The organism is Pyruvatibacter sp., from assembly GCF_040219635.1.
Classification (GTDB): Bacteria; Pseudomonadota; Alphaproteobacteria; order CGMCC-115125; family CGMCC-115125; genus Pyruvatibacter.
Genome location: NZ_JAVJSC010000009.1, coordinates 313,649 through 336,079 on the forward strand (window position 1 = coordinate 313,649; position 22,431 = coordinate 336,079).

General features: G+C 59.5%; 20 protein-coding genes, 1 tRNA gene and 1 other RNA gene. 8 read left to right on the top strand and 14 right to left on the bottom strand.

Going from position 1 to position 22,431, the window contains the following annotated elements:
- Positions 1-8: 8 nt before the first annotated feature.
- The 4 genes from ftsL to rnpB all read right to left on the bottom strand — a co-directional run bounded on the left by ftsL (position 9) and on the right by rnpB (position 2,660).
- Positions 9-365, bottom strand: a complete 357-nt coding sequence (gene ftsL, locus RIB87_RS13700) for a cell division protein FtsL (RefSeq protein WP_350147618.1) — start codon at positions 363-365, stop codon at positions 9-11.
- Positions 362-1,423, bottom strand: coding sequence for a 16S rRNA (cytosine(1402)-N(4))-methyltransferase RsmH (gene rsmH / locus RIB87_RS13705; RefSeq protein WP_350147620.1), 1,062 nt, complete (start codon positions 1,421-1,423; stop codon positions 362-364). Before rsmH ends, ftsL begins: the two co-directional genes overlap by 4 nt.
- Positions 1,420-1,959: a division/cell wall cluster transcriptional repressor MraZ gene (locus tag RIB87_RS13710; protein ID WP_350147622.1), complete on the bottom strand. Its 540-nt coding sequence runs from the start codon at positions 1,957-1,959 to the stop codon at positions 1,420-1,422. Before RIB87_RS13710 ends, rsmH begins: the two co-directional genes overlap by 4 nt.
- A 316-nt stretch (positions 1,960-2,275) precedes the next feature.
- Positions 2,276-2,660: RNase P RNA component class A (gene rnpB / locus RIB87_RS13715), an RNA gene on the bottom strand.
- Between the two features lie 115 nt (positions 2,661-2,775).
- On the opposite strand from rnpB, the gene RIB87_RS13720 reads away from it, so the two are divergent.
- Positions 2,776-3,738 carry a quinone oxidoreductase family protein gene (locus tag RIB87_RS13720; protein WP_350147624.1) on the top strand — a complete coding sequence of 321 codons (963 nt, stop codon included), beginning with the start codon at positions 2,776-2,778 and terminating at the stop codon, positions 3,736-3,738.
- Positions 3,739-3,750: 12 nt separating this feature from the next.
- On the opposite strand, the gene RIB87_RS13725 is transcribed toward RIB87_RS13720, so the two are convergent.
- The 4 genes from RIB87_RS13725 to RIB87_RS13740 form a co-directional block, all read right to left on the bottom strand.
- Positions 3,751-4,488, bottom strand: coding sequence for a peptidoglycan recognition protein family protein (locus RIB87_RS13725; RefSeq protein ID WP_350147626.1), 738 nt, complete (start codon positions 4,486-4,488; stop codon positions 3,751-3,753).
- 30 nt (positions 4,489-4,518) lie between these two features.
- On the bottom strand, positions 4,519-5,397 hold the full coding sequence (locus RIB87_RS13730) for a DMT family transporter (protein ID WP_350147628.1): 879 nt from the start codon (positions 5,395-5,397) through the stop codon (positions 4,519-4,521).
- Position 5,398: 1 nt separating this feature from the next.
- Positions 5,399-6,292 (bottom strand): DMT family transporter, encoded by an 894-nt coding sequence (locus RIB87_RS13735; protein ID WP_350147630.1) that lies wholly within the window; start codon positions 6,290-6,292, stop codon positions 5,399-5,401.
- An 82-nt stretch (positions 6,293-6,374) separates the two neighbouring features.
- Positions 6,375-7,049: a TerB family tellurite resistance protein gene (locus tag RIB87_RS13740; protein ID WP_350147632.1), complete on the bottom strand. Its 675-nt coding sequence runs from the start codon at positions 7,047-7,049 to the stop codon at positions 6,375-6,377.
- 83 nt (positions 7,050-7,132) lie between these two features.
- On the opposite strand from RIB87_RS13740, the gene RIB87_RS13745 reads away from it, so the two are divergent.
- Positions 7,133-10,753, top strand: a complete 3,621-nt coding sequence (locus tag RIB87_RS13745; protein ID WP_350147634.1) for a hydantoinase B/oxoprolinase family protein — start codon at positions 7,133-7,135, stop codon at positions 10,751-10,753.
- A gap of 78 nt (positions 10,754-10,831) precedes the next feature.
- The gene (locus tag RIB87_RS13750) at positions 10,832-11,407 is read left to right on the top strand and encodes an EF-hand domain-containing protein (protein WP_350147636.1); all 576 of its coding nucleotides are present in this window, start codon (positions 10,832-10,834) and stop codon (positions 11,405-11,407) included.
- Between the two features lie 296 nt (positions 11,408-11,703).
- Here the strand turns inward: RIB87_RS13750 and metF are convergent, their stop codons facing one another.
- Together metF and RIB87_RS13760 are read right to left on the bottom strand one after the other, a co-directional pair.
- The gene (gene metF, locus RIB87_RS13755; protein WP_350147638.1) at positions 11,704-12,618 is read right to left on the bottom strand and encodes a methylenetetrahydrofolate reductase [NAD(P)H]; all 915 of its coding nucleotides are present in this window, start codon (positions 12,616-12,618) and stop codon (positions 11,704-11,706) included.
- A complete protein-coding gene (locus tag RIB87_RS13760; protein WP_350147640.1) occupies positions 12,618-13,625 on the bottom strand; it encodes an ArsR/SmtB family transcription factor in 1,008 nt (335 codons plus the stop codon). The genes metF and RIB87_RS13760 overlap by 1 nt, the downstream gene beginning before the upstream one ends.
- 515 nt (positions 13,626-14,140) lie before the next feature.
- Here RIB87_RS13760 and RIB87_RS13765 point away from each other — a divergent pair.
- Together RIB87_RS13765 and RIB87_RS13770 are read left to right on the top strand one after the other, a co-directional pair.
- Complete coding sequence (locus tag RIB87_RS13765; protein WP_350147642.1) at positions 14,141-15,034, top strand: MlaA family lipoprotein; 894 nt, start codon at positions 14,141-14,143, stop codon at positions 15,032-15,034.
- 156 nt (positions 15,035-15,190) lie between these two features.
- The gene (locus RIB87_RS13770) at positions 15,191-15,958 is read left to right on the top strand and encodes an MlaC/ttg2D family ABC transporter substrate-binding protein (RefSeq protein ID WP_350147644.1); all 768 of its coding nucleotides are present in this window, start codon (positions 15,191-15,193) and stop codon (positions 15,956-15,958) included.
- 64 nt (positions 15,959-16,022) lie between these two features.
- Here the strand turns inward: RIB87_RS13770 and ettA are convergent, their stop codons facing one another.
- Both ettA and RIB87_RS13780 read right to left on the bottom strand, forming a co-directional pair.
- Positions 16,023-17,681 carry an energy-dependent translational throttle protein EttA gene (gene ettA / locus RIB87_RS13775; RefSeq protein ID WP_350147646.1) on the bottom strand — a complete coding sequence of 553 codons (1,659 nt, stop codon included), beginning with the start codon at positions 17,679-17,681 and terminating at the stop codon, positions 16,023-16,025.
- A 150-nt stretch (positions 17,682-17,831) separates the two neighbouring features.
- Positions 17,832-18,725 carry an alpha/beta hydrolase gene (locus RIB87_RS13780; protein WP_350147648.1) on the bottom strand — a complete coding sequence of 298 codons (894 nt, stop codon included), beginning with the start codon at positions 18,723-18,725 and terminating at the stop codon, positions 17,832-17,834.
- A 79-nt stretch (positions 18,726-18,804) separates the two neighbouring features.
- On the opposite strand from RIB87_RS13780, the gene RIB87_RS13785 reads away from it, so the two are divergent.
- Both RIB87_RS13785 and RIB87_RS13790 read left to right on the top strand, forming a co-directional pair.
- On the top strand, positions 18,805-18,987 hold the full coding sequence (locus RIB87_RS13785) for a PLDc N-terminal domain-containing protein (protein WP_350147650.1): 183 nt from the start codon (positions 18,805-18,807) through the stop codon (positions 18,985-18,987).
- Between the two features lie 22 nt (positions 18,988-19,009).
- The gene (locus tag RIB87_RS13790) at positions 19,010-20,332 is read left to right on the top strand and encodes a tetratricopeptide repeat protein (RefSeq protein WP_350147652.1); all 1,323 of its coding nucleotides are present in this window, start codon (positions 19,010-19,012) and stop codon (positions 20,330-20,332) included.
- Here RIB87_RS13790 and RIB87_RS13795 read toward each other — a convergent pair.
- Positions 20,318-21,388 carry a TIGR00341 family protein gene (locus RIB87_RS13795; protein ID WP_350147654.1) on the bottom strand — a complete coding sequence of 357 codons (1,071 nt, stop codon included), beginning with the start codon at positions 21,386-21,388 and terminating at the stop codon, positions 20,318-20,320. The two genes, RIB87_RS13790 and RIB87_RS13795, sit on opposite strands and share 15 nt — an antisense overlap.
- A gap of 25 nt (positions 21,389-21,413) precedes the next feature.
- Positions 21,414-21,490 (bottom strand) — tRNA-Ile (locus RIB87_RS13800).
- 191 nt (positions 21,491-21,681) lie between these two features.
- Here RIB87_RS13800 and RIB87_RS13805 point away from each other — a divergent pair.
- Complete coding sequence (locus RIB87_RS13805) at positions 21,682-22,428, top strand: SIMPL domain-containing protein (RefSeq protein ID WP_350147656.1); 747 nt, start codon at positions 21,682-21,684, stop codon at positions 22,426-22,428.
- Positions 22,429-22,431 lie beyond the last annotated feature (3 nt).

The window sequence follows — 22,431 nt, forward strand, 5'->3', positions numbered from 1 at the left end:
CGCGCGCCCTATTGAATACCGGGGCCTGGGGCAACCGTGCCCGCGTAGCCGCCGAGGGAAGGGTCAGCCTCAAGTCCCGGCAATGCCTTGGGGCGTGCGGGAAGGTCAGCCAGGGTTACAATTTGCGCCGGGGCGAGCGGTTGAAGGTCGGTGTGCCGCTCGACCAGGCCTTCCAGCCGTTCGGGCTGGTTGAGCAGACTCCACTCGGCCTGCAAGACCTGAATGGCGTCATGCTCGGTTGCCAACTCTGCCGTCAGGTTGCGAATGTCACGCTGCTCAGCCTGCGTCTCGTACTTGACATGATAGAGCGCGAACGCCACGGCGAGTGTCACCAGAACAACCGCGGTATTGAGGATACGCATCATGCAGCACCTCCCGCGCCCAATGCTCCGGCCATCATGCGCGGCAGACCAAGGGCCGCCATGCCCGCCTCACTGGCGTCCACCGCATGAACGGGTGCTGATGTACGTTCAACAGCGCGCAGCCTGGCAGAACGAGCGCGCGGATTTGTGTTGATTTCCACCTCACCGGGCTCGCGTGCCTTGCGGGTAATCAGCCTGAACGAAGGTGCAGGCCCTGACTGGGCTTCGGGTAGATGCCGGGACGGATTGGAAACCGCACCGGACCGGGATGCAAAAAACCGCTTCACAACGCGGTCTTCCAGCGAATGAAACGAGACAACAGCCAGCCGCCCGCCTTCCGCCAGCAGCTTTTCAGCCGCAATCAGCCCGCGTGCCAGCTCTCCCAACTCATCGTTCACATACATGCGCAGCGCCTGAAACACCCGCGTTGCCGGGTGAATGCGCTGCGGCTTGCCGCCAATGGCACGCGCCACCGTGTCAGCCAGATCAGCGGTGCGGACAAAGGGCGTCTCATCGCGGCGGCGCACAATAGCTTGCGCGACACGCTTTGCATGACGCTCCTCGCCCAGCACCCTGAAAATCTGCGCAAGATCACGCGGTTCGTAGCTGTTCACCACATCGGCGGCACTTGGCGCATCGCCCGCGCCTGCATCCATGCGCATGTCAAGCGGCCCGTCGTGCCTGAATGAAAACCCGCGCTCAGCCTGATCAAGCTGCATTGAGGACACACCCAGATCCAGCGCAATGCCGTCCGGCACCAACGCGCCCCACTCAGCAAGTGCTGGCGGCACCAGCGTATCCATGTTGCCAAAGCATCCCATCACGACCATGACGCGGCCCGGCATTTCATCCTGCAGCGCCTGGCTGGCGGCAACCGCATTGGGGTCACGATCAATACCGACAACACGCGCATCCGCTGCAGCCAGAATGCCGCGCGTGTAGCCGCCATTGCCGAACGTGCCGTCCACATAAATGCCCCGGTCACGCGGCGCCAATGCATCAAGCACCTCAGCGAGCATCACCGGTGTATGCGGTTGGGGCGATACGGACGTGTCAGTCATTCACCTGCCCCCTCACCAGCAGCGGACGCGGGCTTGCGCGGACGCACCAGCAGTGTGCGTTTAGCCGCCGTACGCGTGCGCGCCTGCGCTTGGTGAGCGGCAAACGCCTTGGGCTCCCAGATCTCAAAAAAGCCGCCCATGCCGGCAAACAGCACGCTGTCGCCAAATCTGCCAAGGTCGATCAGGTTTTTGGTCAGCGTCACACGCCCGTCGCCATCCAGCGCCAGCGGCGTTGAGCCTGACAACAATGTAGTGGCGAAATCATCCTGCTCGTCGGAGAGCGGATCAAACTCCTGCTCAATCGCCGACTGCAGCATTTCAATATAGCTCTGCCCGCCGCTTTGAATGCACGGCTTGTTGAGGGACAAAAAACAATAGATGCCGTCAAAGGCCTCGCCTTCCAGCGCCTTGCGGAATGCCGCAGGCACCGAAACCCGGCCCTTTTTATCGACCTTGTTCTCATAGGTCGAAACGAACAGCGCCACTGCCTTGGCCCCCTGATATTTTGCCTGAATGCCCGAAAAATCGCCCGGCACCGGCAAAAACTCCCCTATCCGCCCGCAACACCTCCTAAAGCGAGAGGCGCGCGGCCCGCCCCGGCAGCCAAGCTACGGCCAAATACGGGACATCATGGGATAACATGGGATTATATGGGCGTCAACGAATTGGAGCCTCTGCTTGAGGCGTTCTGCGGCTTACGGGGCGCAAAGTGTTAACGTGTTAAGGCATTGTTATCTAAAGAGTTTAACACTCCGTAAAGCAAAACAAGAACGTTACAGGAACAAAGCAGCACTCCACCCCTCGCGCGCCAGGCGTACGCCCTGCGATCCAATTTCACTTCTGGGGTAAATACGCGCCAGATGGCCTGTAAGCCGGGTTCTGTCCTCACCCCATGACAGGGCAATGGATGACCATTCATCTGGGGCGCCCGTTGCCGGACGCCTCATGCAACCAACCCGGACGACGGCCCGGAAACAGGCCATATGTCGTCCCTATTCGGTTTTGCTCCCGGTGGGGTTTACCGTGCCGCGCCTGTTACCAGCCGCGCGGTGCGCTCTTACCGCACCCTTTCACCCTTACCGCCCGCCCTGCCGAGGCAGAAAAGAACGGCGGTTTGCTTTCTGTGGCACTTTCCCTGAGGTCGCCCCCGCCGGACGTTATCCGGCACCGTGCTTCCGTGGAGCCCGGACTTTCCTCCATCTCCCCAAGGGGAGACAGCGGCCATCCGGCCATCTGACGCAAAAGATATAAGCCCGACGAGACAGCATTTGGTCAAGCCGCCGCCTTGGCAGACTGAACATAAGCCCCCACTTTGGGCACGAGCAGATAATTGAAAACAGGGAAACGCCGCCATGAAAGCCGCTGTCTATTACAAAAACGGTCCGCCTTCCGTCCTTCAGTATGAAGATGTGCCTGACCCCCGGATATTTGACGACGGCATTCTTGTGGAAAACAAAGTCATTTCCATCGAAGGCGGCGACACGCTGAACCGGCTGCGCGGGGACCTTGCCGCAGAACCGCACATCGTCGGTTATCAGTCTGCCGGTGTGGTGTTGGAGGTTGGCAAAAATGTCAGCGGTTTTGCACCAGGCGACCAGGTGGTGTGCATCAACTTCCATGGCAGCCACGCCGAGCAGCGCCTGACCCTGCCGCAGACCGCTTGGAAAATCCCCTCCGGCATGGACATGAAGCACGCCGCCGCCGTGCCAATCCCGTTTGGCACCGCCGATGACTGTCTGTTTGAGTTCGGCAGACTGAAAGCCGGAGAGACGGCGCTCATTCAGGCCGGCGCAAGTGCTGTCGGCATTGCCGCCATCCAGCTTGCCAAGCGTGCCGGGGCAACCGTGATCGCGACCGCATCCAGTGAGGCCAAGCTGGAGCGCCTCAAGGCGTTCGGCCTTGACCATGGCATCAACTATGTCGAGCAGGACCTGGTGGAAGAGAGTAAAAAGCTCACCGGCGGCAGGGGCGTGGATGTTGTCGTGGACCCGGTCGGCGGCCCCACCCTTCAACAAAGCATTTATGCCTTGGGCTACCGCGGACGTGTCTCGACTGTGGGCGACGCAGGTCGCGAATTCATCAAGTTTGACCTGTCAACCCTGCGCGAAGGCAACCGCACGATTACCGGCGTGTTTCAGGGTGCCGAGATTTTCACAGACCGCATGTACAATCTGGTGGCAGGTCATCTGGCAGCCGTCGCCAAGGGTGAGCTTAAAGTGGTGATTGACAGCGAATACGCCCTTAAAGACGCTGCCGCAGCACACGCTCACATAGAAGACCGCAACGCCTTCGGCCGTGTTCTTCTTATTCCGTAAACGGACGAGTATTCAACGCACGGACTTTAGCGCCGCCAGAAAACGAACAAGCGTTTGGAGGGTTGATCTGTCAGCAATCCCGTCAACGCTTTGTGGTCGCTGGCGGCGCTGGAACGCGGTAACCGCAGCACGCGTCTTGTCGTCATAAACGCCATCAGCCTCAATGTCGTACCCCGCAACCATCAACGCCGCTTGCAGGTCTTTGACGGCATCACCCGTGTCCCCTGGGCCAAGCGTCGGCCCCGCGACCAGCGGTGCAGGCTCAACCCAGATGGCAAAGCCCGCGTCGGCCAGGCGTTTCCAGGGAAACTTTTCGCCAGGATCTGATTTGCGCATTGGCGCCACATCGGAGTGCCCAACCACGCGCGCGGGCGAGATCGGCCAGCGGCTGAAAATCTCAGCCATCAACTCAAGAAGCGATGCTATTTGCGCATCGGGAAAATCCGGATAGCCAAACTCGTGGCCGGTATTGGCAAGCTCAATGCCAATGGACAGCGAATTGACATCCGTCTCGCCGCCCCAACATGCAACGCCGGCGTGCCATGCCCGCTCAGGCTCCGGCACCAGTGCAAAAGTGCGGCCTGCTTCATCAATGAGATAGTGCGCCGAGACCTTGGCCTCGGGATCCTGCAATCGCTCAAGTGCCGCCTGTGCTGTCTCCATGCCGGTGTAATGCAATACCACCATGTTGGGGGCGCAGTTGTTGGCGCGGGCATCAAAATTGGGCGACCAGCGACCCGCGATATTCATGACGTGATCCGGCTTCCTCAGGGTTGATAATCAGGCACCGCGGGGCAGACGTTCGGTGAACTCTTTTTCGCGCATGGAGATAATCAGCACGCCAACAAGTGTGATGGAACCACCGGCCACCATGCGCCAGGTGAGCATATCACCCAACAGCCAAACGCCGAAGATAACCGTAAACAGCGGTGCAAGCAGCGTGTAGGGAGCGGTTTGTGACACTTCATAGCGTTGCAGCAGCCAATAAATGCCCGCATGGCCCACAAGACTGGAGGCGAAGGCCACATATACAATGCCGCCCCACTCAATCCAGTTGGCGCTTTCCATCAGCGCCACAGGATCTCCAGCTTCAAACAAATATGTAGCCAGCAGCGAACAGGGGAACGCAACGACGGCAATCCACGCCTGCAATTCAAACGTGCCCACGCCCTTGAGTCGCCGCTGCAGGATGGTGCCGAACGAGCCCACGATGGCCGAACACAGAATAAAGATCAGCCCTTCAATGAAGCCGAACACCCGCGGATCAAAGCTGATGACCATGATGCCCAAAAACGCCAGCGTGATGCCAAGCCAGCGCCGCCAGCGCACTTTTTCGCCCAGAAACATGACTGAGAAAATGGTCGCGATCGGCACCCCAAGTTGCCCCGCAATTGCCACAACAGAGGCATCTGCAATGGCAAGACCGGCAAAGAAAAAACCAAAGCCGATGGGGCCGGCACACAATGCTATGAGCAAAACCTCACGCATCCGTCCCCAATGAATGGCAAGGAACGGCAGCAGCACCAGCGCCACCATGCCAAAGCGCAGCGCCATAAACAGAAACGGCGGGAAATGCTCAAGCGAGCCCTTGCCCGCGACAAGCGCAAACCCCCAGATAAGGTTGATGAGAACCATGAAGGCAAGATGCGGCGTGGTCATGTCAGCCTGCCGCCGCTTTTACAGCGAGCGCTTTGGGATCAGCAGGTGGCGGCTTGCGCAGCGCAATGGCCAGCACCCCGCCAAGCGTCATCAGCCCACCTACAATCATGCGCCACGACAATTCGTCGCCCCACAACGTGACGCCGAAGAACACGCCGATGACCGGGGCCAGCAGCGTGATCGGCGAGATCAGCGACACTTCGTAGCGTTGCAGCAGGTAATACATCCCCACATGGCCCAGCAGGCTGGCACCTGCGGCAGTGTACAAAACGGCACTCCACGCCAGCCAGCTTGCATCCAGTGTGCGGGCAAACTCGTGTGGTTCAAAAAGGGCGGTGAGCAAAAACAGCGGCGGCCATGACAAAATTGCGATCCACGCCTGCAACGTGAACACGCCAACGCCCACCATCTGCCGCATGAAGATCATGCCAAGCGCTGCCATGAAGGCTGCAATAATGACCAGCGCCATGCCTTCGAGCGCTGTAAACACCGCAGGGTCGAAGCTGATGAGCATGACACCACCAAACGCGATGCCCATGCCCAGCCAGCGCCTCCACCCCACCTGTTCGCGCAGCACGAACACCGACAGCAGCGTCGCGAACGGTACGTTGAGCTGCACACCGATGGCGATGACCGACACATTGTCTGAAATATCAAGCGCCGCAAACATCAGCGCAAAATGCGCGCCGCCCATGGTGACGGCCACCGCTGCTATCCGCCACATCTGACCCGGCACGACTTTAAGGAACGGGATCAGCACCACCGTGAGCAGCGCGAACCGGCTGCCCGCCAGCATCATCGGTGAAATCTCGACAACAGCTACCTTGGCCACAACAAAGTTGAAGCCCCAGACAAGACAGACGATCAGAATGAGAGCGAGATGCGGCGGGGTCATGATGCCAAGCGCTGTACCATGCGGTTGCCCGCCAAAGCGAGCCGGAGTTTTCGCATCACTGGTGTGTGCAGGCAACAAACCGTCAGGTAATTGACCGCAGTTTCTTCAACTCTCCCCACGCCATATTGATTGTGGCCAGCTTGTCGTTTGCAAGCGCCACGAACTCAGGCGGCACGCCACGCGCCATCAGCCTGTCAGGATGATTTTCCGAAACCGCCCGGCGATACGCCCTTTTGAGGTCCGCATCAGACGCATCCGGCGTAACGCCCAGCACCAGATAAGGGTCCACCACAGCCTCGCCGGTGTTGGTGGCACGGATGCGGGCAAACTCGAAGTCTGAAAAGCCGAAAATGCCGGCGACATCACGCAGGAATATCAGCTCATCTTCATGCACCACACCGTCCGCGCGGGCGATATGAAACAACCCGTCCATCAGGTCCTCGAGCACACCTGGATTGTCCTCGAACATCTGGGCAATCTGCCGTGCGTAGCTGTCAAACCCCGCGACATCGCGCCGCGCCATGTTGAAAACGCGCGAGACATGGGCTGCATCTTGCGGGTCTACCGCAAATACCTGCGAGAAAGCTTCCACCTCGTCAGGCGTCACCACACCGTCCGCCTTCGCCATTTTGGCCGACAGCGCTATAACGGCGATCGTGAAGGCGATGCCAGGGCCGCCCTCGCCGGACCCAACAGCGCTTTTAAGCGTGTCGAGCACAGTCTGCGCCGTGCCGGTGATGCGATCCCAGAGTGTCATGCCCCATCTTATAGGGTGTGTTGGGCGGGCACGAAACAGCACCCGGTGTCGCTGCGCCCGCAAATCCGGTATCACGGCAAACAATGACACACGACGCACACACCAGGTGGGACTTCTGGATCGACCGTGGCGGCACCTTCACGGATGTCGTGGCACGCGACCCCGATGGCGTTTTGCACACCGCCAAACTGTTGTCTGAAAATCCCGGCGTCTATGACGATGCGGCCCTTGAAGCCATCGCGCGGTTCCTGAAAACCGCACCTGGCACGGCGCTCCCTGCCGACAGGATTGGCGCCATCAAGATGGGCACGACTGTTGCCACCAACGCACTGCTGGAGCGCAAGGGCGAACCCACGCTGTTTGTGACCACCCAAGGCTTCAAGGACGCTCTGCGCATCGGGTATCAGGCGCGGCCAGATATCTTCAAGCTGGCCATCAGTCTTCCTGAACTGCTTTACAGCCACGTCATCGAAGTGACCGAGCGCATCGCTGCCGAAGGCCAGGTGCTGACGCCGCTTGACGAAAACGCCGCGCGCACCGCGCTGCAGGCTGTGTTTCAAGGCGGCATCCGCGCCGTCGCCATCTGCCTCATGCACGGCTACCGTTATGCACAGCACGAAGAGCGCCTTGTGCAGATCGCCCGCCACATTGGCTTTACCCAAATATCTGCAAGCCACTCCACCAGCCCGCTGATGAAGTTTGTAAGCCGCGGCGACACAACAGTGGTGGACGCCTATCTGTCGCCGATCCTGCGCCGTTACGTTGACCGCGTCGCGCAGGCCCTTGACCGCGACACAACCAACACACGACTGATGTTCATGCAGTCCTCCGGCGGGCTGACCGATGCCGATCTATTTCAGGGCAAGGATGCCATCCTGTCAGGGCCGGCGGGCGGTGTTGTCGGTGCGGTCGAGACCAGCCGCATGGCTGGGCATATCAACATCATCGGCTTCGATATGGGTGGCACCTCAACGGATGTGTGTCACTACGACGGCACGTTCGAGCGCGCCTACGAAACCGAAGTGGCAGGTGTACGTATGCGCGCACCAATGATGCGCATTCATACGGTGGCCGCAGGTGGCGGCTCTTTGTTGACCTTCGATGGCAGCCGAATGCGCGTGGGGCCTGACAGCGCGGGTGCTGACCCCGGCCCCACCGCCTACAGGCGTGGCGGCCCGCTGACCGTAACCGACGCGAACGTGATGACCGGCAAACTAAGCCCGGCGTATTTTCCCGAAATCTTCGGGCCGAACGGCGACCAGCCCCTCGATGCTGATGCGGTTGCTCACAAGTTCGGTACCCTCGCTGACGAAATCAACGCTGCCACGAAGGGCGGCCAAAGCCCTGAACAGATCGCCGAGGGGTTTTTGACGATCGCTATCGAGAACATGGCGCAGGCGATCAAAAAAATATCGGTTCAGCGGGGCTACGACGTAACCCGCTATGCCCTGACGAGCTTTGGCGGTGCCGGAGGTCAGCACGCCTGCCTCGTGGCCGATGCGTTGGGCATGACCACCTGCCTGATCCACCCGATGTCGGGCCTGCTGTCGGCCTACGGCATGGGCCTTGCCGATATTCGCGCCACCCGCGCGCACGCCCTGAACCAGCCGCTGGACGCACAGGGGTTTGAGGCACTGACAGCTCTGCTGCATGACCTTGGTGCTGCCGCAAAGGCAGAGGTGCTGGCTCAGGGCGTGGGCCAGGACCACATACGGCTGGAACCTACCGTGCACGTCCGGTACGCAGGCACTGACACAGCCCTTGAAGTGCCTTTTGGACCAGCCGTTGATATTGAAGCAGCGTTCCACGAAGCACACCGCCAGCGGTTTGGGTTTTCATCGCCCGGCCAGACCATCATTGTGGAAGCCGCAGCCCAGGAAGCCATCGGCAGCGAGCCTCGTCCGCAGGCACCGCCGGCGATATCTGCGCAAGCGGCATATCCGGCCCGCGCGCATACAACTAAGAAGGCGTTCATGCGAGGCGCATGGCATGACGTGCCGGTGGTTATGCGTGATGAAGCACAACCCGGTGCCTGCATAACCGGCCCGGCCATTCTGATTGAGCCACATCAGACCATTGTCATAGAGCCGGGCTGGCGCGCAGATGTTGCCGCCGACAACACCGTGATTCTGACCCGCGCCGAAACCCGCGTCCGCAGTACTGCTATCGGCACAACCGCAGACCCGGTGATGCTGGAAGTATTCAACAACCTGTTCATGTCGGTTGCCGAGCAGATGGGTTTCACGCTGGAGAAAACCGCCCACTCGGTAAACATCAAGGAGCGGCTGGACTTCTCCTGTGCGATTTTTGACAGCGACGGTCATCTGGTTGCCAACGCGCCGCATATCCCCGTGCATCTGGGGTCTATGGGGGCAAGCGTTGAAAGCATCATCACCCAACATCCCGACATGCACCCCGGCGACGTGTTTGTGCTCAACGCCCCCTACAATGGCGGCACGCATCTGCCGGATATCACCGTTATCAAACCCGTGTTCAACAATGAGGGTACGCAGCGTCTGTTCTTCACAGCCGCCCGTGGACACCACGCAGACATCGGCGGCATTGCCCCCGGGTCCATGCCCTCAAACTCCCGCAGCGTGGATGACGAAGGCGTGTTGTTTGAAGGCGAGAAACTGGTGGACGCAGGCACATTTCGCAACACCGCCATACGCGCGCGCCTGACCGAAGGCACCCACCCTGCGCGCAACCCTGACCAGAACATCGCTGACCTGCGCGCGCAGATTGCCGCCTGTGAAAAAGGCGCTCAGGAACTGGCCCGCATGGTCACACTTTATGGGCTGGACGCCGTGCACGCTTATATGCGTCACGTTCAGGACAACGCCGAAGAGGCCGTACGCCGCGTCATCACAACGCTCAAACCGGGCACGTTTGAACTGACGATGGACAACGGCGCTGTCATAAGACTGGCCATAGACATTGACGCGGCGGCGCGCACCGCGACCATCGATTTCACCGGCACCAGCGCCCAACTGCCCTCAAACTTCAATGCGCCTGATGCGGTCACGCGGGCCGCTGTTTTGTATGTCTTCCGCTGTCTTGTGGACGATGACATTCCGCTCAATGCAGGCTGCCTTGCTCCCATCAACCTGATTATTCCTGACGGCTCATTCCTTAAGCCGCACTATCCCGCTGCCGTTGTGGCAGGCAATGTGGAAACCAGTCAGGCCATCACCGACGCCTTGTTCGGTGCACTGGGCGTCATGGCCGCCGCCCAAGGCACCATGAACAACCTCACCTTTGGCAATGACACCTACCAGTATTACGAAACGATCGCCGGAGGCTCCGGCGCTGGCGCGACCTTCAATGGCGCAAGCGCTGTACAAACGCACATGACGAACTCCCGCCTCACCGACCCTGAAGTGCTTGAAAGCAGATACCCCGTTATATTGCGCCGGTTCGATATCCGCTCAGGTTCTGGTGGTGCAGGCGCACACACCGGCGGCGACGGCGTTATACGCGAAATCACTTTTCGTGAGCCGATGTCCGTCTCCATCCTGTCGCAACGCCGAACGACCGCGCCCTTTGGGCTGTCCGGTGGCAAAGCAGGGTCGACAGGTGAAAACGCCGTTGAACGGGCGGCAGGAAACACTGAAAAACTCACGGCCTGCGACCAGACAACGATGAATGCGGGCGACACCATCATTATCAGCACACCCGGTGGCGGCGGGTTCGGTAAACTTTAGCTGCCAAGCCAGCGACGGATTTGGACCAGCGCCCGCGTTAAATCCCACTCAATTCACTAAGTCGGGGGACCACCGGTAATGTCGGCACTCAACTCCAACACCCTTTTGGCACTTGCCGCCGCTTTGGCTCTGGCCGCCTGCGGAGGCCCGCGGGGCCCGCAAAATGCCGGACCTCAACAATCAGGCGACCCTGAAATGCAGCATGGTGCTCTGGTAGCCAAACCCACAGCACTGATGTTTGTGGACATGGATACCAACCACGACCTTGCCACCGACACAGACGAACTGGCTGCAGCGATACCCGCCCTGTTTGCCGCGATGGATGCCGATAAAAGCGGCACAATCAGCAGCATTGAGTTTTCGATATGGGCAGAAGCCACGCTAGGCACGCGCTATCCGGTACCCGGCCTCGCCCGCTTCGACACGAACGGGTCACTTTCTATCGACCCGAATGAGTTGGGCGAAGGTTTGCAAACAGTCTTTGCCGGCTTCGACAGCAACAATAACGGACACCTGTCCCGCACAGAGTTACTAACCGAACTCAACATGCCCGTGGGTCGCCAGGGCGCGGGCCGTATCGCAGGTGGCGGCGCACCCGGCGGTGGGAGGCCTGATGGTGGCGGAAGGCCCGGCGGTGGACGCCCGGCAACATAGCGCAAGCTGCCTTCGCACCTGCACAGTAACGGTGCAACGCAGCGACGATTACCGCTTCCCAAACGCACACTGTGCTGACACGCTGTGAGTCCCCAAGGAGCAGATGCGGGAGGCCCTAATGACTGCACGCGCTTCAAAGACCACGTCCGGCCAAACAGCGATATGGCTTTTCACCTGTGCAAGTTTTGCATTCGTGGGTGCCGTGATTTTCGGACTGATCTAGACCTCAAAACCATCACAGGAAACGCCAACAAGAGCAGCGACAAGCTGCCGGGCACCCCTGGGGGTTTTTACCCTCAGGCTGCCAGCGGCTTGTTAGGGCGCACTCCCAGTATGTGACACAACGCAACCGCAGTTTCCGCGCGGTTCAGCGTATAGATGTGGAACTGCCGCATTCCCTGGTCGGCCAGCTTTTGAACCTGCTCTGCGGCAACCGCAAGCGCCACAAGCCGACGCGTTTCAGGATCATCATCCAGACCCTCAAACCGCTCGCGAAACCAGTCCGGCACGCCTGCTCCTGTCGCCTCGGACATGCGCAGATAGCCCGCCACATTGCCCACCGGCATGATGCCCGGCACGATCGGTATCTCGATGCCCGCACTGCGCGCACGATCCACATACCGCAGGAACACATCCGGCTCGACAAAGAACTGACTGATGGCGCGCGTGGCTCCGCCGTCGATCTTTGCTTTCAGCAGATCAAGGTCGGCGTCATAGCTGGCGCTCTCAGGGTGCTTTTCGGGGTAGCAACCAACCGATATCTCAAACGGCGCAATTTTGGAGATGCCAGCCGCAAGCTCGGCTGCATTTGCATATCCGCCGTCAAACGGCACGTATTTTTCACCGATGCCGGAAGGCGGGTCGCCGCGCAGCGCCACAATGTGGCGCACACCTGCTTCCCAATACTCACGAATGACATCATCGATCTCCTCGCGGGTTGCCTCAACGCAAGTGAGATGCGCTGCCGGTTTGAGCGATGTCTCGTCCACAATGCGCTTGACCGTTGCGTGCGTCCGCTCGCGCGTTGACCCGCCTGCGCCATAGGTCACCGACACAAAGCGCGGATGCAGCGGCTCCAGCCTTTTGACCGACTGCCACAGCGTCTCTTCCATCTTTTCGGTTTTGGGTGGAAAGAACTCGAACGAGACTTCGATTCCAGAAGCTGTTGCGGTCTTCGGCCCCGCCTGCGTATCGCCATTACCCGTGGCCATCAAACGCTCTCCTTTTGTACATCGGCTTGTTTCTGGTTGAGGTGTGACCGGTTGCGCTGTGCGTCATGCGGCTTTGCAGCAAGCCAGATCGAAACTGTGAGTTGGGCGCTGTCGCCTTGCCCGGGTGGCAGGTCGCGCACCGCCGACATATCCAGCCCCGCATCGCTGACAAAATCAGCCATTTCTGTGCGGGGAAACCCAAGACGACGGTGGGCGTGGCTTTCGCGCAATGACTCGACCTCATGGGGCGCGAAATCAACAATCAGCAAGCGACCACCTGGCTTGAGCAAACGTGCGGCTTCAACGACCGCCGCGCGCGGATCATCCAGAAAATGCAACACCTGGTGGATCACCACCACATCTGCCGAACCAGCAGGCTCCGGCAACAACAAAATATCGCCGTAGCGCACATGGCAGTGCGTCAGCCCCTTGCGCTCAAGGTTGGCGCGCGCAACGTTCAGCATGTCGTGGCTAATGTCGTAGCCAATGGCGGTTTCAGCAATGCCCGACAACAGCTCAAGCATCTGCGCGGTGCCGGTGCCAAGGTCGATCAATACCGGTACGCGCTCAGCTTCCATCATCGAGGTGACAGCTTCCTCCACCTGCTGCTCAGGCACATAAAGAGCCCGCACTTCGCTCCACTCAGCAGCATTGGCCTTGAAGTATTCCGCTGCCTGTTGCGCCCGCTCGGCCCGCACGTCTGCAAGCCGCTCGCGGTCACGCATGACGACCGGGTCATCTGCTGGCAGAAGCTCGAGCAGCTTGTGCGCAAGCTCGCCATAAGGTCCGCGCGTTTCAAGCCGGTAAAATACCCAACTGCCTTCCCTGAAGCGGGTGATGAGGCCCGCATCAGTCAGCAGTTTGAGATGTCGGCTGACCCTGGGCTGGCTCTGGCGCAGCACGTGAGTAATTTCTGAAACCGACAATTCGCTTTCCCCAAGCGTCGCAAGCAGCCGCAGGCGCGTGGTTTCCCCCGCCGCCCTCAATACCTGCAATAGCGATTCCATCATGGTTCCCGTAGGTGCTCAAAGTGATCCATCGGAGCGGCCAGCCTAATATAAAGATATGTGCATGTCCAAATCGAGTATTCCGCCAGAGAGCAAAAGTTGGCCTCCAAAACGAGCATCTGCATAAAAACAAGCCGGTAAGCCCGCCCTGAGGCTTTTCGGCCTCACCGAACGCGACATTTGCGCCACAAATCAAAGACGGCAAAACATCTCCCGATTTCGTTTATGGCGATGCCGCGAAGGCTGTGATAGCAAAGAATCGCAGGAGTTTTCTGCAAGCCAGAGTTGCCACACGTCGGACGGCAGACCGGCAGGAAAGGCAGCGGGGCGCACAATCCCCAACTTCATGTGCGCCTGACCGCTGTATTTCCCTGAAGTGGCGACGCCAGCGTCAAAAAAACGGGTTTTCCCCGCAAATCGGCGCGGCGTACATCTTTGCGTAATCGGGCTTGCGGCAAAATTGCGCGAAACGCACGGATGTCCAAATATGCCGTGCACTGTGGAGGCGGATCGGCGTGAATACGAAAGCGGCAAACACCAAAGATATTTCGCAGGCTGGCATGTCCGGCACCAGTCTGGTTGTTGTTGTGGCAATTGCCCTGACCCTTGGTGCATGTGCGACACGCCCTGATCCGGGCGACCAGCCAGCTGTTGCCGCATATCAGGAAGCCAACGATCCCATCGAGCCGCTGAACCGCTACTTCTTCGCGGTCAATGACCAACTGCTTGACGGTCTCATCCTGAAGCCAGCCGCGCAGGGCTACGACGCCGTATTGCCGCGCGTTGCAAAAGATTCCATCCGCCACTTCCTCGACAATCTGCGCACGCCGGTAATTCTCGTGAACGACGTGCTGCAGGGAGAATGGGACCGCGCGGGCACAACGATCACACGCTTTGGCATCAACAGCACAGCCGGCGTCGGCGGCCTGCTGGATCCCGCAACAGACTGGGGCTATGCGCGCCACGGCGAAGATTTCGGCCAGACACTGGCTGTATGGGGCACCGGCGAAGGCCCCTATGTGTATCTGCCGCTGCTGGGGCCTGCCCCGCCCCGCGACCTCGCAGGCTTTGTTGTCGATCAGGCATTTGACCCGCTGACCTATGTATTCTGGAACAGCGACAGCATCATCCCCACAGCGCGGTTCGCTATTAATGGCCTTGACCTGCGCGCCCGTAACCTGGGCACGCTGGACGAGATCGAACGCACATCCGTTGACTATTATGCAGCCCTGCGCAGCCTGTACCGCCAGAGCCGCAACAACGAAATTGCTAACGGCACCATTGACCCAAATCGCCTGCCGGACATCTCCGACATCGACTACGACTATGAGTTTGATGCAGAGACACCAGCCAATGACGCAATCGAGACACAGCCGTCACCTGCAAGCGGTCAAAACACGGGCATTTGAACGGGTAACAGTTGTGCTTGTCACGGCGTATTGCCAATGATGTGCGCTTGATGTGCACTGGCAAGGTCTCACGATAAACGAGTACCTTCATCAGCGGTTCACATAACAAATGTCTAGTTGTCATGCGGCTAATGATTTTTGTGAGGATGCGTTCCCATGTCTACAACGGCTATTATCCGCCACACTGCTCACGACAGCACTGCGCTCGCGCTGCGGTTGTTTAGCAGCAAGCTGACATCGCTTTTCGCCCTCGCGGCACTGATGATTGGCCTGTCCGTGACCCACGCACAGGCAGACGATGCCTCCAAGGCTTACGTCAAGGATCTGGGCGAAGCCGCAATCGCCATTCTGAGCGACAAAGAGCTTGATGCCGCCCAGACCGAAGACAAGTTCCGCACCCTGCTGCTGAGCGCGCTCGACATTCGCCGCGTTGGTCTGTTTGCACTGGGTCAGTACGCGCGCCTGCCTACGCCGGAGCAAAAGGAAACTTACTTCGACCTGCTGGGTGAGTTCATTGTCAAAGTCTATCTGGGCCGTCTGACCGGCTATTCAGATCAGCAGTTTTTGGTTCTGGACAGCGTGGAAAAAGGCAACAAAGGCCGCGAGGTCATTGTCGACAGCAAGATCACTTTCGCAGAGGGCAATGAGCCGCTGCGTGTGGAGTGGTGGCTCATCCGCGACAAGGACGGGTCTTTTCGGGTTTTTGACGTGAACGTTGCCGGCATCTGGATGGCACAGGAGCAACGAGGCGCGTTTTCCTCGCAGATCCGCAACAATGGCGGCAGTTTCGAGGCGCTGCTTGACCACTTACGAAAACAAGCCGGTACCCGGGCTGGGCAGAACACACAAACCACGACAACCGAACCAGTACCGCAAACAACGGCCACAGAAGACGTAACCCAGGACGCAGACGACGCCAGCTAGTCAAGTCTGAAAGGCTGTGAAGGCTTCTGTCCCGGCTCGCTTGTGTCCGGCCGGCCATCCGGCATCAGGCGCGGGCAAACCGCTTGTACTTGATGCGCGTCGGCACCGCCGCTTTCTCGCCAAGGCGGCGTTTGCGGTCTTCTTCGTAGTCCTCGTAGTTGCCTTCAAACCATTCCACATGGCTGTCACCTTCAAACGCCAGAATGTGCGTGGCAATACGGTCAAGGAACCAGCGGTCATGGCTGATGACCACAGCGCACCCGGCGAAGTTCGCCAGTGCATCTTCCAGCGCACGCAACGTATCCACATCAAGATCGTTGGTCGGCTCATCGAGCAACAGCAGGTTGGCCCCGGACTTGAGCATCTTCGACAGATGCACCCGGTTGCGCTCCCCGCCTGACAGCAACCCCACCTTGCGCTGTTGATCCGTGCCCTTGAAGTTGAACGCACTCACATAGGCGCGCGAGTTCATTTCGCGCTCGCCCAGTTTCACAATGTCCAGTCCGTCTGACACTTCTTCCCAAACGGTCTTGTCAGCATCCAGTGAATCGCGGCTCTGGTCCACATAGCCCATCACCACTGTGTCACCGATCTTGAGAGAACCCGCGTCTGGTGTTTCCTGACCCGTCAGCATACGGAACAGTGTAGTCTTGCCCGCCCCGTTAGGGCCGATGATGCCGACGATGCCGCCCGGCGGCAGTGTGAACGACAGGTCATCAATCAACAGGCGGTCACCAAAGGCCTTGGTCAGCCCGTCCGCCTCAATTACATTGCCGCCAAGCCGTGGCCCTGCGGGAATAACAATCTGCCCTTTCTTCTCCATGTCACGGCTGTCCGCGTTGAGGAGTTCGTCATAGGCCTGAATACGTGCTTTGGACTTGGCCTGACGTGCCTTGGGGCTGGAGCGCACCCACTCCACTTCACGAGCCAGCGTGCGCTGGCGGGCCACATCCTCACGGGCTTCCTGTGCCAGCCGCTTCTGCTTCTGCTCAAGCCACGACGAATAATTGCCTTCATAGGGAATGCCGCTGCCTCGATCGATTTCCAGAATCCAGCCGGTGATGTTGTCGAGGAAATAGCGATCATGAGTGACCAGCACCACCGTGCCTGCATACTCCTTGAGATAGTTTTCCAGCCAAGCAACGGATTCAGCATCCAGATGGTTGGTCGGCTCATCGAGAAGCAACAGATCCGGCTTTTCCAGCAGCAGCTTGCACAGCGCCACCCGACGGCGCTCACCACCCGACAATTTGGTAACGTCGGCGTCCGGCTCAGGACAGCGCAGCGCATCCATCGCCATTTCAACCTGACTGTCCAGGTCCCACAGGTCTTTTGCGTCGATTTCATCCTGAAGGCGCGACATCTCGTCGGCGGTTTCGTCCGAATAGTTCATCGCCAGCTCGTTGTAACGCTCAAGCTTGGCGGTAAGCTCGGCAACCCCTTCCATCACATTATCGCGGACGTTTTTGGTCTCGTTTAGGTGTGGCTCTTGTTGCAGATAGCCAACCTTTGCCCCGGCCGCCGCCCATGCATCGCCCTGAAACTCTTTGTCAGTTCCCGCCATGATGCGCAGCAACGTCGATTTACCGGCACCATTCAGACCCACAACGCCGATCTTGGCACCGGGCAGAAACGAAAGCCGCACATTGTCGAGCACCTGCTTGCCGCCGGGATAGGTCTTTGAAAGCCCATCCATCACATAGACATACTGATAGGACGCCATATTCCATTGCCTCCGTCGCGCGGCGAACAGCGCGGATGCGCGCAAACGCCGACACTCCGCGTTGATTAGGGGGTGAATGTCAGGGGCCGAGTTCTATCGGAAACCCGCCAGCGCCGCAAAGCCTATGGCGCAGGCCGCATGCTAAAAAAGTCAGGCGGCAAGATGCGTCCTCAGGAATGCCGCCTCACGTGCCACCACATCCTCAAACAGGGGCGGCAGATAAACCTCAAAATGCCCCGCTTCAAATGACGCCACTTCGGCCCGCGGCATCAAGGCTGCGGCCTCCCGCGCCAGTTCCGGCGGCGTGGTTTCATCACGCGCGCCTACCAGCACCAGGGCAGGACATGCCACCCGCCCCGCCACATCGCGCGGCTGGTAGGCTGCGAGGGTTGTCAGCGCCCGCGCCGGCACCTGATTGTTCCACTGCGATGCCTCATCAACAATATCAAGAAACTGCATGGCCTCATCGGAGGCCATGCACGCAAAACTGCCCGCAGGCCCGACGATGGGCACCGTTACTGCCCCGCCAAACAACGACGCCACCTTGTCGGCTAGTATGCTGCCCGCTGCTTTGAGCGTATTGAGTACCGACAGTTTTACCTCCAGGCCGCCGACATACGGCACCTGCGCGACAATGGCACTGATCGACGGATCAGCGGCGGCAATGGTAATGACATGCCCGCCGGAGAACGACGACCCCCAAAGGGCAAGGCGTGTCGTATCCACGTTTGGCAGTGTGCGCGCATACGTGATGGCTGCGCGCCAGTCAGCCACATGCCGCTGCGGATCCACCAAAAAGCGCGGCGAACCATCACTGTCACCAAAATTGCGATAATCAAACAGCAAAACCGCCATACCTTCAGCGGCAAACCTTTCAGCAAAGGCCGGCAACCCAAACGTGCGCTCGGCGGAAAACCCGTGCGCCATTATGACCAGCGGCGGCTGGTCAACCCCGTCGGGCAGATAAAGCCAGCCCCGGCACACATCCCCCTCGCTGACGAATGAAATATCCTGTCTGCGGGCATCTGCCGGGTTGCCTGTCATAGCCTTCTCCCCATGTGTGGTGTTAGGTGTTGTTGCGACAAGACTAGCGGGCCTTCCCGCAAACCAAAAGGAGCACGCCATGTTCGGCCTGGAAATTACGGGGCTTTTCGGCCTTATCTGGTTCATCATTATTCTGTGGGCCATCATCAAAGTTGCCCAGTCCGGGGCCGGTGCGCTGAGCAAAGCCATCTGGATTGTCGTGCTGTTGTTCCTGCCGGTGATCGGACTCTTAGCCTGGCTCATTTTCGGGCCGCGCGGCTGACACCCCTGAACATACCCCCAAAATGCACACTGATGCTCAGGGCCATGCCCTCCCCAACGCAACAGCTGAGGCTTCCCGCCTGTTCGTTGCCGCTATCGATGAGTTCAACCGGTATGCCGGCGACCCCATCGCACGCATTGAAGCAGCCATCGCAGATGCGCCCGACTTTGCCATGGCGCATCTCTTCAAGGCACACATGTTTGCAACAGCAACAGAGCCCGCGGCAACCGCTGCTGCCAAGCACATTCTGGCAACCGCACGGCACCTGAAATTAAACGACCGCGAGGCAAGTCACGCCAATGCCATTGCCCACGTGCTGGATGGAAACTGGACCCGCGCAGCCGTGGCGCTGGACCACCACTCCATGCGCTGGCCTCATGATATTGTGGCGCTCCAGTCAGGCCACCTGATTGACTTTTTCAGAGCCAATGCACGTGACCTGCGTGACCGCCCGGCCCGTGCGCTTCCACACTGGCCCGACGACATGCCGGGCCGCTCCTTCGTGATGGGCATGCACGCTTTCGGCCTTGAAGAATCGGGCGACTATACCCGTGCCGAAGATGCCGGGCGCACCGCCATTCATCTTGATGCGGCAGATTGCTGGGCGCACCACGCTGTGGCCCACGTCATGGAGATGCAGGGCCGCGCCGAGGACGGCATCGGCTGGATGATTGCCCGCGAACCGCATTGGGCGGCCGACGGAAACTTCTTCCAGACCCACAACTGGTGGCATCGGGCGCTGTTTCACCTCGATCTTGAACAACATCATCAGGCACTCGCCCTCTATGACGACAAGGTGCGCGGTGAACCAAGCCACGTTGCGGTTGATCTGGTGGACGCATCCGCGCTGCTGTGGAGGCTTGAGCTTTTGGGGGTCGATACCGGCAACCGGTGGGCTGAAATCGCCGATGGCTGGCAAGCGCACGCCGACAGCCAGCTTTATGCCTTCAATGATCTGCACGCCGCCATGGCCTATCTGGGAGCCGGACGCATCACTGATGTGGATGCGCTGCTGGTCACCTACCGCGCCAATTCTACGGAAGCGACAGAAGCTGGCCAATGGTGGCTGACCCATGGTGCACCCCTGATAGAGGGCTTTCGGGCCTTTTGGACCGGTGACTACGATACAGCGGTCGCAAACCTGCACAGTTCCCGCTTCATCGCCAATGGCTTTGGTGGAAGCCACGCCCAACGCGATGTCATTGACTGGACGTTGATGCACGCAGCACTGCGCGGCAACATGCGCAGCGTGGCCGAGGCACTTGCCAACGAGCGCCTGGCGCAAAAGCCACGCAGCCCGGTTAATACAGCATGGCTGCGCGCTGCGCGTTCACTCGCCCGATAGCACCTGCGTCGAGGGCGCTTCAAACCCCTGATCTGGCGCAACGCCACCGCTTTGCCGCGCCCACCAAATGCCCGCCATGAGTGCAACGAGCAGTACAAACCAACTCACTGCGTTGATGTAGCGTGCCGGGCGAGACGCCCGTTTTTGTGCCCATGTGCGCGGGCCGATGCCCTTCACCACAAACACCAGCTGCGCCACCAGATTGACGCACACAATGTTGACGCCCAACAACAGCGCTGCACTGCCCGCTGCATAGTAGTTCCCCGCCCCCAGCATGATGCCAAGCGTGGCGGCAGGCGGGAGCAGCGCCACAGCCACCATCACCCCAACGAGCGTTGCAGAAAGGCCCGTGGTGAGCGACAGCACGGCCGCTGCGCCCGCAGCCAATGCCAGCGCAATACTCTCAAAGCCCACAACCGTGCGGCTGGTGAGTTCGGGCGCATCCAGCGGCCCGGTCCACAACGCACCAATCACGTATGAAAGCGCCAGCGCGATAGAAACGCCCAACACATTTGTGCCCAACGCCCGCGCCATCAACGTCCGGTCGCCAAGTGCCGTGCCGAATGCAAAGGCCAGGTTTGGCCCAAGCAATGGCGCAATCACCATGGCACCGATGACCACAGCCACATTGTCCGTTAACAGACCAATGGCTGCCGTAATAGTGGAAAGCACCGACAAAATGATGAAGTTGAGATCAAGCCGCGCGCCCTTGTTGATTTCATTCCAAATGGCCTCGCGGCTGACCGTGATCGATCCGAACGAAAACTTGCGCGGCTCGTCGTCTGAGACCGATTTAACCGACGGCCCCGGCCCCGGAACACTGGCCTGTATCGGCAGCACAACTGCCCGCCAGTTCTCTTGCGCACCAATGGCAGCCTGAATGGCATCCAGCAGCCCCTGTACTCGCTTGGTGGAAATCACAAAGCGCACAAGGCAGCGGTCCATCTCGCCACGCTCATCAGCATACACATCAAGTGCGCCCTGCTGCTCGCCAAGGGCAACCAGCGTGTCCACATGCCCGTGGTCAGAAGTCACTTCAACAAGCTGCAGTGCCACGGGTTAAATCCTCCTTGAGGAAAATTGGTGGGCCGGGCAGGACTTGAACCTGCGACCAATCCGTTATGAGCGGACCGCTCTAACCAGCTGAGCTACCGGCCCCACCTTGCCGGATGGGGTCGAATTGACCACGCCGGACATCCAGCGCCTATAGCAGATCATGGCATGGCCGCGAAACGGTCATGAGGTGTATAATTTTCAGCCGCATTGTTGCCCATATCGGACACGACAGTGGTTTTCACAGTTCAGCGGGCACCCGACCGCGCCGGAAAAAACATCAAGGATACTCAACCATGCCAACTGCACGCCACCGCCTCATTGCCCTTCCCGCCCTGTCGGCAGCACTGGCAGTCCTGGTCCTTGCGGTCCCTGCGGCTAATGCGCAGGCAGCGTCTGAGCAAAAACGCACTATCACTGTTGAGGGCGAAGGCAGTGTTTCGGCAAAGCCTGATACCGCCAGCATAAACGCCGGTGTTGTGGCAGAAGCCAAAACCGCGCGAGAGGCACTGAGTGCCAACACCGAAAAAATGAACGGGGTGTTTGATGCCATCAAAGCTGCGGGCATTGTGGAAGACGACATCCGTACGTCGGGCTTTTCGGTGAACCCTGTTTATTCCCGCCCTGCCCGCAAACCAGACGGCACGCAGGATAACCCCGTCATCACAGGCTATCGCGCATCAAACAATGTGAGTGTCATCATCCGTGACCTGACGAAAGTCGGCGCTGTGCTCGACAGCGTTGTCACATCAGGTGCCAACAACGTCAACGGCGTGTCATTTTACATCGACAACCCGCAACCTCTGATGGACGAAGCCCGTCGCGCCGCCGTTGAAGATGCCGTTCGCCGCGCCACCATTCTGGCCAATACAGCAGGCGCTGACCTCGGTCCGGTTTTGACCATCAGCGAAAACGGCTCGTTCCGTCCTCAGCCGATGATGATGCGCTCCATGGCAATGGATGAATCAGGATCATCCGTCCCCGTCGCTGCCGGCACACAAGAAATCCGGGCCAACGTGAACATCGTCATTGAGCTTGAGTAAACG